Origin of the sequence: Turicibacter sp. H121 (genome assembly GCF_001543345.1) — a bacterium.
Classification (GTDB): domain Bacteria; phylum Bacillota_I; class Bacilli_A; order MOL361; family Turicibacteraceae; genus Turicibacter; species Turicibacter bilis.
Map to the genome: position 1 here is coordinate 2,366,240 of NZ_CP013476.1, position 15,959 is coordinate 2,382,198.

The following is a 15,959-nucleotide window of genomic DNA, read 5'->3' on the forward strand; positions in this document are numbered from 1 at the left end:
TTTAATACATTTAACTTAAATTTACCAGCATATGTTTGTTTTGTACCAATTCTTTTTCCCCTATATCGTTTGTGTTGTCTCACCCATTCCTGAATTTGTTTCGTACTTAGAATTTTATCTTTCTAATCAAGGGAAGTATAACTTGAAGATTCTTCTAAATGTTTGTCCTTTAAATTCTAAGTTATATTTCAACATGAAAATACCCCGTAACATTAGAGTTTTAAGTCTAATATTTGGGGTGTACATCACATCGGCTTAGTTTATCAGTTTTTGTCAATGACGAAGTTCTTTTTAATTCGATAATCTTAATTAGACTTGATTTTTAGTGTCTTTCTCAAATAAGTTATTGTTTTTTATGAATAAAGAAACGACAAGACTGACGGTGAGGCAGTATGAGAGTGTAAAAATAATATTCAATCCATTGAAAGATGTGAGTAAATCTTTAATATCATTAACAAATATAGGTTATTTATGTAAAATGTGAGATAGATATGTTAAAATAAGAGTAAAACTAAATGAATAGTAATCATGAATCATGGGGGAATTAGATGATTGAACTTTTAATATTACTCGTAATAATAGTGGTTGTTATATTTTCGATTTTTTGTTGTGGTTGTATAATTGGTTTAACTCAATTTTTGCTTAAGGTCACAGCTTTAACAAAGGTTGCTTGTGCCTTTATGTTGTGTACAATAGCCATCATTCTCTTTTTAATGATCGGTTACCTTATTCGGATGATGGTTAGTTTGGTCACATATTTGACTGAATCATCCAATCATTTTAATTTTTAACGTCGCTTGAGCGACTTTTTTTGTTTTTAAGGGATATTAAAGATTTTAAACGTATTAATAGGTGAGAAATGGGATGAGAAGATGGAGGAAACAAAGACATTTGTCATTAATGGATTTAAAATAGATATTACATCAATCACACTAACAGATGGGGCAAGAGATGCAAATGCAAATAGCCTTAATGAAGGACAAACTATCCCTTTAAGGTAAAGTTTAATGAATTTAATCAAGGAGATAATTGCTTACTTGATTTGGGATTAAGTGATACAAATGAAAAGAATCCATTATTTTTGCTCTATCAAACGACAGATTCTCCAAATGGTGAGGGCAGACTATATGAATTATATTTAAACTCAAAAGCATCTGTTTTAGACTTTAAATTTTATCGACTCATTCTTGAAATTAATGGTAATTGGGAGTTTTTCATAGAATAACTATAAAATTCATACATATAATCTAGCAAGCAATCCGTGAGAAAATGAGGAGGGAGCTAGATTGAGGCAGCGAAAAAAGTACCTCGTGATTGGTTTACTAACTAGTATCTTCATCTTTTTTGTAATCCCGATGACGATTAGTGTGATCATCTATGAAAAGCAGTTTGGTAGTCGTAATGAAACACCCCAACATTTAAAATATGAGGTTTCTGATTTTGAAAATTTAGAGCAAACTCCAGCATACTTTAAGTCAAATCATGATCAGTTATTGGCTGGATATGTCTATACCAATCCAGAAGTCGTCCATCCGAATGGAGTGATTATTGTTGCTCATGGATTAGGAGCGGGACATAATACATATTTACCTGAAATTTATTATATGACTCAAAATGGTTATACCGTTTTTGCTTATGATGGGACAGGGAATGATGAGAGTGAAGGAAAAAGTATTGTTGGACTTCCACAAGCGGTGATTGATTTAGATTATGCAATTAACTATGTAAAAGACGATGAACAATTTGACGGCTTACCTATCATGCTTTACGGTCATAGTATGGGGGGTATGCCGTAATAGCTGTGTTAAATCATCATTTAGATATTACAGCAGTTGTTGAACGGTCTGGTTTTTATGAATCGACAGACATTATTGATGAGCTTGGAGGTCGACTGTTTGGTTCAGTCTTTCATCTATTAAAACCTTATTTTAGGTTGTATGAACAGCTTAAATTTGGGGAGTATGCGAGTTTAAATGGCTTAGAAGTTTTAGCAAATACGAATGTTAATGTCATGTTTATGCATAGTAAAGATGATGAGGTAATTAGTTATGATCAATCCTTTTCCAAGTATGAAGCCTTATTTGGAACGAGAGGCAATTTTAAATTTATTAGTTATCAAAATCGAGGACACGATGTTGTTGTGGATGAAAGGTTAAATCAAACGCTACGCACTCAAATAGAAGAAGAGTATGGTTCCTACCACGCAATGCCTAAAGAAACTCGTCAGATGTATGATGATGTCTTATATGATGTAGAAAAGCGACTAGATTTATCGGTCATGCAACAAATCATCGATTTTTATAATCAATGGATAGTCAAAGAGTATGAATAAGAAATGATTATGACAAGTGATTATTTTACTGTCATCTTCATTGATGTCACATAAAATGTTATTAGCAATTAGTTTCATCAGTTGTCTTAAGTCCGAGATTTAGTTCATAAGAGTAAAAGTTAAATCGAAGTAAAAAAGACTGTATCAAATGCGATACAGTCTTTTGTTTATAAATACATTAAAATAACTCCTTGAACGAGTCCGATCAGGCCTCCTAGACAAAAGCCTAGCCATTCAATATGTCGAAGTTCTTTTTTGGCCACTTTTAAGATGATTTGTTCAAGTTCTTTTAAATCTAGAGCATTAATATTTTTTTCAACCAATTGCTCGATATTTAAGCGGGTTTGAACGATATCTTTAATATTAACAATGACTTCATTTAATCCTTGGTCGACTTCTTCATCTATCATCTGATCAATTGGTCCTTGAATCATCGCCTTAAATGGAAAGGGAACTATCGACATTTTTTCATCAATTACAGTTTTGATTTTTCGTTTGACGTAGCCTTTAATTTCTCGGAGGTCTTCATCAGTGACGGTCTCATCAATCAATTCCTCAACGGAAAGTAATTCGTGAGCAACCACTTCTCCAATCGTTTTAGCAAGTTCTGCGCGACGTTTTGGTATTAAACCAATGAGAACGAATGGGGTAAATGGGATTTTAATGGGGTGAAGGGGACGGAATAAAAGCTTAATAGCAAAAATATTTGTAATCCATCCAATTAAGGCCCCTACAATTGTTAAAATAACGATGGTCATCAAGTGATTCATGTAGCTTCCTCCTAAACGAAAATATCCTTCATTTTAACATAAGACTAGGTAAAAAGTAAAATAGCTTGTTTGAATAGATAAGCTGTCTGATGCTGAATGGGGATATTTGTGAAGAAGGGGGATAATAAGAGCTAGATTAATTTTCTTCTTGCATAGATGAATACTAATGGAAGTCGACATTTTTATACGGTAAAATAGACTATAAAATGTAAAAATTTCTAATGAAACGCACGAAGGTGTTGAATCAGTTTTTGAACCGGTTTATAATACAAGCAGAGTCATTAGGAGAAAGAAGGGCAGATACACTTGACATTGTATGATTGGTTAATGCTCACATCAATTGCATGTTTAATTGTCATCACTTTTTCAGGCACTTTTTTACTAAATCGTGCGCGAAAAAATATTGATCAGCAAACACTTGAAATTAAACGTAGTACGGAGCAGTTAAAAGCAATACCTGAGTCAGTAACTTGGGAGATGCATTCAAAGCTGAATGAAATGAAAGATCGTCTAAAACTTAGTTGGCGCATTTTTATGTTTGTTAGACGTCAAAGAAAGAAACGAAAATTAAAAAAGAGGATGATGAGTTAATGAAAAAACGTTATATTTTCGCACTAGGAGCTTTAGTTGGAGGGGCGGCTGCTTTATTTTTAGCACCTAAATCAGGGAAAGAATTACAAGCCGATTTATTAGAAAAAGTGGAAGATTTACAAGATAAAATTAAAGATTTTGATCAAGAGGCGTTTAAGACAACTTGTAAAGAACAGCTAGAAGAAATTAAAACATCGATTACTAATTTTGATTTCTCAGAATCGATTCAAATCATTGAAGAAAAATTTAAAGCATTAAATGAACGAGTAGCAAATTTAAAAGTGGTGATTGAAGAACATCAAACTGAAACAATGCCACCATTAGCTTTAGCTGATGAATTAGAAGATGAAAAAATGCTTGAGACATTACAAACATTAGAAGACTTAGAAGAAGTTGAAGCGTTAGAAAAATAGGTTGTTTGTCGACTCGTATGAGTAAAGAATTTTTATAAATGTAATCGAGAGGAGTTTAACTGCTTTTTGAGCGGTTTGATTCCTTTTATTTTTTTGTCCGAAAGAAGAGGGGGGAGAATGTCACCTACACCCCATAGTATAGAATCTAAAAAAACCTCCGATTGGAGGTTTTTTTTATGAATAAATGGCGGTTAAATATCCAATGAATAGCGTAATAAAATTCCATACTGTGATTCCAGCAGCAGAATAAATGAGATAAGTTTTAAATGGAATTTGGAAAACTCCAGACATGAGTGAGATAAAGACGCGAACAGTAGGGATAATTCGTCCAGTAAAGCACATCATGGCTCCATAACGTTCGCTTAATTCGCTAGCTTTATCTAGTCCTCGTTTGGCTAAAGGAAACTTTTGATAAAAGTAGTTATACATTGAACGACCGAATTTTCGAGCCACGATATAATATAGGAGACAACCGCTAATACTCCCAAGAAGCGTCATGACCAAAATAAATAAAAAGCTAAATGGGCTCTGTTCGATAAAAAAACCGATTGCCGGCAAAATGATGTAAGAAGGAATCCCAGTTAAGTTTAAGGCTTCTAAAAACATAATGACAAAAACGAGCAGTGGCCCATATTGGTCTAAATAATTCAAAATATCAGATGATAGCATGATTCATTCCTCTACTTATAAGTTTTAAATTCATTATAGCATAAATTAAGTGAGGAAGCATCTTAACATTTTCTCTGAACTTATGTCAGTAAAGATAAGTTTGTACAGCTTAAAAAATTTTAGGACCTGCAAGTGAGGATACAGTGTCTTCGAATATAGTCCGCTTTAGTATTAAAGCAAATCACCAACTAGAACTGATTTAGAAATATAGAATACATTTCTGTTTCTATCTAGTGGTTGAATCACTTGAACTGAAAATACACTTTAAAGGGGAGTATTTAAATTGACAGACAATTTAATTTAAGTTAATATATTCCCATAAGAGAATATTCTCGAATTGGAATATAAGGAGGTAACTATGACCTATGTTGATGTTTTAAAAGCATTAGCAGATGAAAAAAGACTTCAGATCATGTGCTTATTAATGCAAGGAACAAAATGTGTCTGTGAAATTGAACCGGCTTTAGAGATTTCTCAGTCTTCCACATCCAAGCACCTTATCAAGCTAAAGCAAGCAGGTCTAATTCAATCAACCAAGCGAGGACAGTGGGTCCATTATTATATACCAGAAAATGTATTTATCCGCTATCCGTTTGTTGCACAATTAATTCAAGAAGTAAATGAGCAATCTGCTCATCATAAGGAAAGAATGGAGTAGTTAAAATGAAAAAAGTAGCATTTGTTTGTGTTCATAATTCATGCCGTTCACAAATGGCAGAAGCGTTTGGAAAAGTATTAGGTTTAAATGTCTTCGAGTCTTATTCTGCAGGAACAGAAGAACGTGATTGTATTAATCCAGATGCCGTTCGCATGATGAAAGAAATTGGGATTGATATGACTTTAACACAGCGTCCCAAGTTATTAAGCGAAATTCCATCAGTAGATATTGTAATTACTATGGGATGTAATGTAAAGTGTCCTCATTTACCATGTACACATCGAGAGGATTGGGGACTTGAAGATCCAAGTGGAAAAAGTGATGAAATCTTTCGTCAGACACGCGATGTGATTAAAGAAAAGATGGAGGATTTAGTCAAGCGTATTCGAAGAAACGAGTTATAAAAGAGGTGTGGCTATGAAGAAAATTGATTTAACACAAGGAAAAGTCGTTTCTGTCTTAGTAGCCTTAGCTTTACCTATTATGGCGAGCTCAGTGTTACAACTCACGTATAATCTGGTAGATATGCTTTTAGTTGGACGATTAGGAAGTGACGCCGTTGCAAGTATTGGAACGTCAAGTTTTTTAATTGGAGTAGCCAATGCCATTCAAGCGTGTATTGTGATTAGTACTGGGATTTTAGTTTCGCATGCTATTGGACGAAAAGATGAAGAAGAACAATCAAAGTATTTAAGTACGGGGTTTCGTCTTAATTTATTATTTGGATTGTTTTTTGCTCTGTTTGTTATTTGGATAGGAAAGCCGTTTATTTCGTTTTTAAATGTTCAAAATGAATGGGTTAAGTTACAAGGCTATGCCTATTTAGTCGTCAGTTCACCAATGTTAATCTTTTCATTTTTTAATTTTTGGTATACGCGTGTTTTTAATAGTTTTGGACAAAATAAAATGGCATTAAAAATTAGTGCCATTGGGGTTGTTTTAAATATCATGTTAGATCCACTCTTTATTTATACCTTCAAACTAGGCGTTTTAGGAGCGGGGTTAGCCACATTAATCGCTAATGTGGTCATGACACTTTGTTTTTATATCAAATCAAAACAGTTGTTTCAGCTAGATTTAACCGCTAAATATGGAGTTTCAACGTATCTGAAAATGATTCGACTTGGACTTCCGATGTCTTCTCAACGACTGTTATTTACTCTGGTTAGTATCTTCTTAGCGAAAATGATTACGTCGTTTGGCACAGAGGCTATTGCGGCACAAAAAATAGGCTTACAAATTGAATCAATCACGTATATGGTGATTGGTGGACTAAATGGTGCGATTGCGAGTTTTGTTGGACAAAACTATGGTGCAAAGAATTTTAATCGGATTAAAGAAGGGGTACGAGTGGCAATCATCATAGGATTGCTTTACGCGCTCTTAACAACGGTTTTATTTTTAGTGTTCCCTAAGTCGTTGGCTCGATATTTTGTGACGGATAGACAAACGATTGAAATTACTGCTAATTATTTGCGAATTGTTGGCTTAACTCAAGTCTTTATGGCAATTGAAATTATTTTTAATGGAGCCTTTGTGGGATTAGGGATGCCTAAAATTCCCGCTACGATTAGTATTGTTTTTACAGCAGCACGAATTCCAATGGCCTGGCTATTTACTCAATGGATGGGTGTGAATGGAATTTGGTTGAGTATTAGTGTAAGTATGGTATTAAAAGGTATTTTAGCAGCTTATGTTTATTATAAAAAAGGAAAGGAGGGAATCATGGATGTTGCTGCAATTTAAAGAAGAATTACATAAAGAAGATTTGTGGTATGCTAATTTTGGAATCGAGCGTGAAGGACTACGTGTGACACCTGAAGGAGAGTTAGCGTTAACACCCCATCCAAAAGCTTTTGGGAACAAACTGTCAAATCCGTATATCACCACTGATTTTTCAGAAAGTCAAATTGAAATGATTACCCCAACTTATTCAACTGTCGAAGAAGCTTACCAATTTTTAAATGCGCTTTATCAGATAACCGTATCTGAATTAGAAGATGAATATTTATGGCCACAATCGATGCCTTGTCTCATTAGTATGGAGCAAGAAATTCCAATTGCCCTTTATGAAGAGGGTGAAGCGGGAAGGGCCGCAATGAATTATCGCCAGGCATTGCTTGAGAAGTATGGAGGAAAAAAACAACTGATCTCAGGCATTCATTACAATTTTTCATTTAATGAATCGTTAATTCAAAAGCTATATGAAGCAAGCTCTACAAATTTAGACTATCGATTATTTAAGGATCAAATCTATTTAAAAGTGGTGCGCAACTATATCCGCTATCGCTGGTTATTGATTTATCTTTTAGGGGCATCACCGGTTGTCGATGAGAGCTACTGTAGTGAATGTCGCGTCTCATCAAAGGAGGTTGCCCCACATAGTTACTCAAAATTAGGTGCAGTTTCTTTTAGGAATAGTCCATGTGGTTATCAAAATCACATGCCGATTTATGTTGATTATACAGATGCGGCACATTACGTTCATTCATTAAATGAGTATATTGAACGTGGAGATATCTCGAGTTTTAAAGAGTTTTATAGTCCAATTCGCTTAAAAGCAAAAGATCCTATTCATTTAATGGAATCACTACTTCAGGATGGAATTGAGTATATTGAAATCCGTTCCATTGACTTAAATCCCTTTGAGGCGACTGGAATTTCATTGGCAGATTTACAATTTATCCATTTATTTATTCTGTTTTTACTTGAAATGGATGAGCGAGAATACGACCAGTGGCAAGAAGAGGCGACTGAAAATGAACGTCGAGTGGCAATGGATGGATTACAATCAGAATTATGGTTGATTCAAAATGGTCAGGAGATTTTATTGTCAGATTGGGCACAATCTATTTTAGATAAAATGCAAACAATTAATGAGACATTTTCATTTAATTTAGATGATATTTTAGAAGATAAACGTCATCAAATTTTAAATCCAAATGAAACGATTTCGGCAAAAATGATAGAGCTTGTTTCTGATAGTGATTATGTGAAGGTGAATCTTGAATTAGCTAAAGCCTATCAAGAGAACGTGTTGGATCAGCCTTATTCCTTAGCTGGATTTGAAGATTTGGAGCTATCTACACAAATCTTGATCAAGGAGGCCATTAAACAAGGCATTCACATAGAAGTGCTTGATCGCTCAGATAATTTCATCTGCTTAAAGAAAGGGAAGCGGGAAGAGTTTATTCAACAAGCAACTAAAACATCATTGGATTCTTACAGTGCGGTATTAGCAATGGAGAATAAGGTGATAACAAAGAGGATGTTAAGGGATAAAGGGATTTCTGTTCCGATGGGAGAAGTATTTACCTCTTTACCAGCTGCATTAGCTTCATATTCGCAATTTATTAATCAACATATTGTAATTAAGCCGAAAAGTACAAACTTTGGTCTTGGGATTACAATGATTGAACAATTGAATTCGAAAAAATGGTTTCAGCAAGCACTCGAGATTGCTTTTAACCATGATCAAAGCGTAATAGTTGAACAATTTCAAAGGGGTAATGAGTATCGTTTCTTAGTGATAGATGATGAGGTTGTTGGTGTTTTACAACGAATTCCAGCTAATGTAACAGGTGATGGAATTCATACGATTGAACAGTTAATTCAACAAAAAAATGAACACCCAATACGGGGAGTAAATTATAATCGCCCGTTAGAAAAAATTAAAATTGATGCTAGTTTACATCTTTATTTAGAGGCGCAACAGCTAACACTTACCTCTATTCCTAAACTAGGTGAGAAGATTCAATTACGAGAAAATTCTAATATTAGTACTGGTGGAGATAGTGTTGACATGACGGATCAAATGCCTTCACGTTTTAAAGAGATTGCTAGAAAAGCAGCTAAAGATTTAAATGTTGCCATTTGCGGGGTTGATATGATTATTGAGGATTGGCGAGATGAGTCATCTAACTATTCTATTATTGAAATGAATTATAATCCTGCCATTCATATTCATACATATCCGTTAATCGGAAAAGGTCGTCCAGTGGCTCAGTCCATTTTGAAAGCTTTAAATTTCATTAGTTAAAAGAGGTTATCTCAAAATGACTAAAATTTTATAGTCATCGAGAGATAACCTTTTTTTATTAGTTCATGCTTTAATGAGTATAGAAATTTTTGAAGCATAAAAAGTTAGAGCAAAAAAAGATAGCTTCAAAAGAATGATAAGAGTAGGAATCCTGGGTACGTTTAAGAATATTAAACACATAATTCTTAAATATAACATGCGTTAGGATAGTCTATATTGTTAAAACCTTAGAAAGTAGCATCGTTCATTTTGTTGTTTTACATTTTTGAATGCATGATTAATTAGGTTTAGCGTTATATTTAGTTTAAATAGGGGGGGATATCGGAATAAGAGAAATGATATGTTATAAATTGCATCAACCATTTTCATTAGTAGGATTTGAAGATTTAGACGTAGTGACACAAAGTTTGATTAAAGAGGTCATCAAACAAGGAATTAGTATGGATGGTTTAAGTGATCTGAATAACTTTACGTCTTTGAACAAAAACAAGCATGAAGCATTTATTGAACAAACTAATAACAATTTATTTGAGTCTTATGGTGCAATGTTGGGGATGGAAACAGGAGATAGAGAATAAAAGAATGGTAACACATCATGTGATTTCGACTTTAAGTAAAGAGAGGATTATCATTTTTTAAGATGAACTAAGGGTATAATTTTCTCATTCACTTGAGATTGTAAAAATGATATAAGAAAAAATAAACCTAAGAAAAAAGCATTGATATACTTATTTTCTTAGGTTTTTAATAATAAAGTCTTTTAAATTTTTTTAATTCGATGTATTTTCTTAGTTGTTTACTCTTAGATTGTTCTTTTATTGGGTGACTTGCTCGATTTCATCTAAAATTCCACTTAAACGAAGGGCTAACTCATCGAGTTGAAGTGCTTTTAAATTTAAAGCGTCTTCCGTAGCTAATTGTTGTTGTTTACTTCTTTTGAACTGGGCAGTCTCATCATTTTCAACCGCGATATAATTGGCTTCAAAGGCTTGTAATAGTTCCTTTGACTGTTGAAGCTTCATTCGAATCATAGTATTCGTATAGCCAGATTGTATCATTTCAGAAGCAACACTCATAACAGAATTAACATCGTGTTGAGCTAGTTCATCATCCATGAGTCTAAATGCAGTTTGGAGTGAGGTCTCATAAGTAGGTTCATTTGGATTTGTCATATATTGCTCAACGGCATTGGTAGCGTGGCTAATTACATAAAGAACGTCCTCAATCACAGAATCTTGTGATTTTTTTTGAAGTTGTTTTTCAAGTTGTTGTTGAATTTTTGTTAAAGGATTTAAAATTTGAATCGAAATCGATTCTATATAAGGACTGATTTCTTCCACTAAAATATTTCTTTGAATCATCAATTCGTCGATCTGTTGTTTTAGGGTTTGAATTTCAATTTCTAAATCTTCACGTTGCTCATTAAGAAGTTGGAATTGCGAAGTAGCATTTACTAATGTCGAAGTCTGATTTTCCAATAATTTAGAAAGAGGGGTTGAAACAGTCCGACTTGAGTCGAGTCTAATAGAGGACTCTTGAATCAACTCAGGCTTAAAGGGAATTCTTGTGGTGTAAAGACCGAAGAGAGTGAATACACCTCCTAGAAAACATAACGGTATAATTTGTTTAATTTTCATGATAGCCTCCCAAAAAAACTAGTTTTTAATATTATGGTCGATTTAGTGGAATCTTTATCATAAAAGTTAAAAAATTTCAAAATTATATTTATTCGTTTATGAAAAATGTTAAATTGATAGGTGATAGGATGTTAGGTTGGAGATGAGGATGATGAAAAAAAGTAATAATCAGCTTTTTAAGACTATAAAGTCTCTAATCTAATTGGGATTGTGTTTGTGTTTTTATCCGCTTGTATTCAGATGTTATTTCTGCCAGGGTTAGGTCAAACTATTGATACATTAGTTTGAATATGGGCGAATGATTCAAATCGGTAATCACGAGGGGCTTATGAAAGGTTTAGGATATGATGTTCATTTGTTTTAAACGTCAAAAAAATACAATTATGTACTTGAAAACCATAGTTAAACTGTGGTTTTTTATTTTTTGGAATTATTTTCAATAATAGATGATGAAATGGTAAAAATTGTGTCAGGTTTTGTCGTTGAATAAGGAGTGCTTTTTAAATATAATGAGGTTATGAGTTAAAGTGAGAAAAGGAGTCAAAGAAATGAATCAAGAAAAACGAAAGGTCAAATCGATTAGCCTTGAAACCTTTGTGTTTTTAGGTGTTTTATTAGTTGGATTTGGTTATATTGGTAACAAAATGGGCGCGGGAATCATGTTTAGCGTCATTATGGAAACAGCCCATGACTTATTATTAGATACGGTGTTCTTTATTATGGCACTTGCAGTCCTAGCAGGAGCACTGAGTGCCTTATTATCTGAATTTGGAGTCATTACCTTAATTAATAGATTATTATCAGTGTTTATTCGTCCTTTATATGGATTGCCAGGGGCAAGTATTATTGGAGCGATTGCTACTTATTTATCAGATAATCCAGCGATTATTTCATTTGCTAAAGATAAAGAGTTTCAAAAATTTTTCAAACGTTACGAAGTTCCAGCTTTATGTAACTTAGGAACAGCATTTGGAATGGGATTAATTGTGACAACATTCATGATGGCGCTTGGATCAGATTTCATTGTTCCTGCTTTAATTGGAAATGTTGGAGCGATTGTTGGAAGTATCATCAGTGTTCGATTAATGCTTCATTTTACAAAAAAATATTATGCCAATCAACCACAAGAAGAAAGTAACGAGGAAGAAGTTATTGAACGACTAGATTACCGTGAAATTCGTGATGGTAATTTATTCCAACGAGTGCTGGATGCGATGCTTGAAGGTGGGAAAGCCGGGGTCGAGATGGGATTATCGATTATCCCAGGTGTGTTAATTATTTGTACCTTTGTGATGTTGTTAACATTTGGACCATCGACTGATCCAGTAACAGGAGAAGCTGTCTATTTAGGAGTCGCTTATGAAGGAGTCGCTTTACTCCCAGCGTTAGGTGAGAAATTAATGTTTATTTTGAATCCATTATTTGGATTTACAAATGCTCAAGCAATCGCTTTTCCAGTTACATCGTTAGGAGCTGTTGGAGCCGCAATGTCTTTAGTTCCACGATTTATTACTGAAAATGTGATTACTCCAAACGATATTGCCGTTTTCACCGCAATGGGAATGTGCTGGAGTGGATATTTAAGTACACATGTTGGGATGATGGATGCCTTAGGTGTGCGTAAATTAAGTAGTAAAGCCATTATTTCTCATACGATTGGTGGAATTGCTGCAGGAATGGTTGCGCATTTCTTGTATTTATTATTTGTATAAAAAGTTGCTATTTTGGCAACTTTTTTTATATACAGTAATAATGAGGAAGAGGTGACTTTATAAAAAACAGGAAAAAAAGTAGAGGCGAATATATCACAACGTGTTATAATAATCTTATGAAAAATAGGGGGGATTTAGTAATTTTTATGATTTAAAGAGGAGTGAGTGTAAGATGAGAGTTATGACGTTTAACCTTCGTTCAGATTCGATTTTTGATGGGAAAAATCGCTGGAATAGTCGAAAGGAAATTGTATACGATATTTTAGATAAATATGCACGTGATATTATTGGATTACAAGAAGTGACATTAAAAATGCATGCCGATTTAGAAAATAAATTACATGATTATCAAATTGTTGGACAAGCAAGAAGTAAAAAATTCTTTGTTGAACATAATAATATATTAGTTTCCAAACGTCATAAAATTTTAGATCAAGAGACGTTTTGGTTATCGAATCAGCCTAAAAAAATAGGAAGTTCCATTTGGTATTCTATTTTTCCTCGTATTTGTACAACCGCAAAGATTCAATTAGAGGAGGGAATGATTGTTCGCGTTTATAATACTCATCTGGATTGTTATCTATCCCCTGCACGAGGATATGGACTGAAAAAAATTATGAGATATATCGAAAAGCAACAAGAGTTTGAAAAACTTCCCGTCATTTTAATGGGGGATTTTAATGCGAATCCTAATCATCGATTAATTAAAGGCTTTTTTGAAGGTGAGTTAAATACTCAACAGCTGATTGCGGTACAAGAGATTGATCGATCGATTTATCAGCAAGCAACCATGGGAGGCTTTAAAGACCGTCATCACGGCATGCATTTAGATTACATTTTTGTCTCACCTGAATATGAAGTCTTGAGAACACAAATTGTGAAAGATAATGTGAATGGGAGATTCCCATCTGATCATTATCCATTATTGGCAGATGTTTGTTTAATTTAGCAGAGAAACTAATGATAAAAACAAAAAAAGATACCATAATTAAAGTGTGACATTATAATAAATGTCTTGAAGAACAAGACACTACCCTAATTTATATTTACGAAGTTCCCCAAAAACTTCGTAATATTCTCTCTTTTCATCCCAATATTTATAAATCATCCCCTGTTTTGAGGTTCGAAAGAACCTCCTTTTTTTATTTTTGACGAATTGTCAATACAAATGCGACAGTTTCTCATAAAATAGTTCGAATGAAGTTTTCCAACCTAAACATTTTCGTGGTCGATGATTAATGAGGTAGAGTGCCTCATTAATCTCTTCATCACTGACTCGTGCTAAGTCAGTCTTCTTCGGGAAAAACTCTCGAAGAAGACCATTGGCATTTTCATTACTTCCTCTTTGCCAAGACGAATAGGCATCTGCAAAGTAAACAGGAACCTTTAAGTCAGCTTCTACTTTGGAATAACAAGCAAACTCTTTTCCTCGATCAACGGTATAGGTTTTAAAGGTGTCTTTAGGAAAGAGTTCATATAAGTCGCTAATCGCTCGGTACATTTCTGTTGCTGAGCGATTTTCTATTTTCACGGCGACGTAAAAACGTGTTTGACGTTCAACAAAAGTCGCTAAACAACCTTTACTCTTCCCACGACTTGAAACAACCGTATCTAATTCCCAGTGTCCAAACGTTTCACGTTTTTTGACTTCTTTAGGACGTTGATGAATCGAGGTTCCAATGTTAAATCGTCCACGTGTTTCTCGTGGTTTTCGGCGCTTTCCTTTTTGTCTTAAACAACTTAAATCTCCTAACAAAATCGTTCCATCATAAAGCCAACGATAAATGGTTTTAAATGAAATCACACCCTTTAAAACTGTATTAGAAATTTGTTCGGGTGACCAAGTTAGCTCTAAATATTTTTGAATCGTTTGTATCAATTGTTCTGATTTCTTCTCTGAACGATGACAAACTAAGCGACGTTGCTCAGCTAATTCGTCTGCTAACTCAGCCTGATATGTCTTTTGAGTATTTCGTTTCAGTTCACGAGCAATCGTTGAATGATGGCGATTTAATTGCTGAGCAATTTGTCTCGTTGAATAGCCCATTTTTGAAAGAACTTCTATACGTGTACGCTCAAATGTGTTAAGATGGTTATAACTCATAAATAGATCTCCTTGTTAAGAATTTGGTGTGGTAACTTCATTCTATAACAAAGATCCTATTTATGAGCTTTTTTTTATGTGTCGCACTTAATATTACAATCTGTCTTTTAAAAAAGATAAGCAGAACAAAAAAATATCAAAATCTGACATTTAACACAAAAAGAACACAAAATAGTGGGAGTTATGTGGCATAATGATAAATGTCTTGAAGAACAAGACACTACCCTAATTTATATTTACGAAGTTCCCCAAAAACTTCGTAATATTCTCTCTTTTCATCCCAATATTTATAAATCATCCCCTGTTTTGAGGTTCGAAAGAACCTCCTTTTTTTATTTTTAAAAAAGATAAGCAGAACAAAAAAATATCAAAATCTGACATTTAACACAAAAAGAACACAAAATAGTGGGAGTTATGTGGCATAATGATAAATGTCTTGAAGAACAAGACACTACCCTAATTTATATTTACGAAGTTCCCCCAAAAACTTCGTAATATTCTCTCTTTTCATCCCAATATTTATAAATCATCCCCTGTTTTGAGGTTCGAAAGAACCTCCTTTTTTTATTTTTAAAAAAGATAAGCAGAACAAAAAAATATCAAAATCCGACATTTAACACAAAAAGAACACAAAATAGTGGGAGTTATGTGGCATAATGGTAAATGTCTTGAAGAACAAGACACTACCCTAATTTATATTTACGAAGTTCCCCCAAAAACTTCGTAATATTCTCTCTTTTCATCCCAATATTTATAAATCATCCCCTGTTTTGAGGTTCGAAAGAACCTCCTTTTTTTATGTCACGGTATTTTGAAATGAAGAAAAACTCGAATTATTACTTGTAAAAAATTAATATTAATGGTATAAATAGGTTGTTAATTTAAATAGACAGTTCATTCAGACCATCCTGTCTTTAAACAAAACTAGGCTCGTATAGATAAGAAACTATGGGCGCCTTTGTGCGCCCTTTTTTATTGCTATCATAGAAATAAAAGCTTCTTTTTGTATGTCTAGTTTTTCATACAAAAAGAAG

At 33.6% G+C, this 15,959-nt stretch carries 16 protein-coding genes; 12 read left to right on the forward strand and 4 right to left on the reverse strand.

What is annotated here, in order from left to right; all coding sequences use genetic code 11:
* The first annotated feature begins 872 nt into the window (after positions 1-872).
* The 3 genes from AT726_RS13450 (at position 873) to AT726_RS13335 (ending at position 2,332) form a co-directional block, all read left to right on the forward strand.
* A complete protein-coding gene (locus AT726_RS13450) occupies positions 873-1,001 on the forward strand; it encodes a hypothetical protein (RefSeq protein WP_256644721.1) in 129 nt (42 codons plus the stop codon).
* A 285-nt stretch (positions 1,002-1,286) separates the two neighbouring features.
* Entirely contained in the window at positions 1,287-1,796 is a 510-nt protein-coding gene (locus AT726_RS13330) for an alpha/beta hydrolase (protein WP_237297110.1), read from the forward strand.
* Positions 1,797-1,801: 5 nt separating this feature from the next.
* The gene (locus AT726_RS13335; protein ID WP_237297112.1) at positions 1,802-2,332 is read left to right on the forward strand and encodes an alpha/beta hydrolase family protein; all 531 of its coding nucleotides are present in this window, start codon (positions 1,802-1,804) and stop codon (positions 2,330-2,332) included.
* Between the two features lie 167 nt (positions 2,333-2,499).
* On the opposite strand, the gene AT726_RS11370 is transcribed toward AT726_RS13335, so the two are convergent.
* Positions 2,500-3,102 (reverse strand): DUF445 domain-containing protein, encoded by a 603-nt coding sequence (locus AT726_RS11370; protein ID WP_068759617.1) that lies wholly within the window; start codon positions 3,100-3,102, stop codon positions 2,500-2,502.
* Between the two features lie 306 nt (positions 3,103-3,408).
* On the opposite strand from AT726_RS11370, the gene AT726_RS11375 reads away from it, so the two are divergent.
* Both AT726_RS11375 and AT726_RS11380 read left to right on the forward strand, forming a co-directional pair.
* Positions 3,409-3,693: a hypothetical protein gene (locus AT726_RS11375; RefSeq protein WP_070099785.1), complete on the forward strand. Its 285-nt coding sequence runs from the start codon at positions 3,409-3,411 to the stop codon at positions 3,691-3,693.
* The gene (locus AT726_RS11380; RefSeq protein WP_055275402.1) at positions 3,693-4,106 is read left to right on the forward strand and encodes a YtxH domain-containing protein; all 414 of its coding nucleotides are present in this window, start codon (positions 3,693-3,695) and stop codon (positions 4,104-4,106) included. Before AT726_RS11375 ends, AT726_RS11380 begins: the two co-directional genes overlap by 1 nt.
* A 174-nt stretch (positions 4,107-4,280) precedes the next feature.
* Here AT726_RS11380 and AT726_RS11385 read toward each other — a convergent pair whose 3' ends face one another.
* The gene (locus AT726_RS11385) at positions 4,281-4,775 is read right to left on the reverse strand and encodes a DedA family protein (RefSeq protein WP_055275404.1); all 495 of its coding nucleotides are present in this window, start codon (positions 4,773-4,775) and stop codon (positions 4,281-4,283) included.
* A 358-nt stretch (positions 4,776-5,133) separates the two neighbouring features.
* Between AT726_RS11385 and AT726_RS11390 the strand changes: the two genes are divergently transcribed.
* From AT726_RS11390 to AT726_RS11410, 5 genes are all read left to right on the forward strand, one after another.
* A complete protein-coding gene (locus AT726_RS11390) occupies positions 5,134-5,433 on the forward strand; it encodes an ArsR/SmtB family transcription factor (protein ID WP_068759618.1) in 300 nt (99 codons plus the stop codon).
* A 5-nt stretch (positions 5,434-5,438) separates the two neighbouring features.
* The gene (locus AT726_RS11395; RefSeq protein WP_055275405.1) at positions 5,439-5,837 is read left to right on the forward strand and encodes an arsenate reductase ArsC; all 399 of its coding nucleotides are present in this window, start codon (positions 5,439-5,441) and stop codon (positions 5,835-5,837) included.
* Positions 5,838-5,850: 13 nt separating this feature from the next.
* Positions 5,851-7,179, forward strand: a complete 1,329-nt coding sequence (locus tag AT726_RS11400; RefSeq protein WP_055275407.1) for an MATE family efflux transporter — start codon at positions 5,851-5,853, stop codon at positions 7,177-7,179.
* Positions 7,163-9,472, forward strand: coding sequence for a bifunctional glutamate--cysteine ligase GshA/glutathione synthetase GshB (gshAB, locus tag AT726_RS11405; protein WP_068759619.1), 2,310 nt, complete (start codon positions 7,163-7,165; stop codon positions 9,470-9,472). The genes AT726_RS11400 and gshAB overlap by 17 nt, the downstream gene beginning before the upstream one ends.
* Positions 9,473-9,807: 335 nt before the next feature.
* Positions 9,808-10,050 carry a hypothetical protein gene (locus AT726_RS11410; protein ID WP_144436976.1) on the forward strand — a complete coding sequence of 81 codons (243 nt, stop codon included), beginning with the start codon at positions 9,808-9,810 and terminating at the stop codon, positions 10,048-10,050.
* 237 nt (positions 10,051-10,287) lie between these two features.
* Here the strand turns inward: AT726_RS11410 and AT726_RS11415 are convergent, their stop codons facing one another.
* On the reverse strand, positions 10,288-11,109 hold the full coding sequence (locus tag AT726_RS11415; protein ID WP_055275412.1) for a hypothetical protein: 822 nt from the start codon (positions 11,107-11,109) through the stop codon (positions 10,288-10,290).
* Between the two features lie 548 nt (positions 11,110-11,657).
* Here AT726_RS11415 and AT726_RS11420 point away from each other — a divergent pair.
* Positions 11,658-12,821 carry a CD0519/CD1768 family membrane protein gene (locus AT726_RS11420; protein ID WP_068759620.1) on the forward strand — a complete coding sequence of 388 codons (1,164 nt, stop codon included), beginning with the start codon at positions 11,658-11,660 and terminating at the stop codon, positions 12,819-12,821.
* Between the two features lie 172 nt (positions 12,822-12,993).
* Positions 12,994-13,770 (forward strand): endonuclease/exonuclease/phosphatase family protein, encoded by a 777-nt coding sequence (locus tag AT726_RS11425; RefSeq protein ID WP_068759621.1) that lies wholly within the window; start codon positions 12,994-12,996, stop codon positions 13,768-13,770.
* A gap of 210 nt (positions 13,771-13,980) precedes the next feature.
* Here AT726_RS11425 and AT726_RS11430 read toward each other — a convergent pair whose 3' ends face one another.
* The gene (locus AT726_RS11430) at positions 13,981-14,925 is read right to left on the reverse strand and encodes an IS30 family transposase (RefSeq protein WP_055305798.1); all 945 of its coding nucleotides are present in this window, start codon (positions 14,923-14,925) and stop codon (positions 13,981-13,983) included.
* Between the last annotated feature and the right edge of the window lie 1,034 nt (positions 14,926-15,959).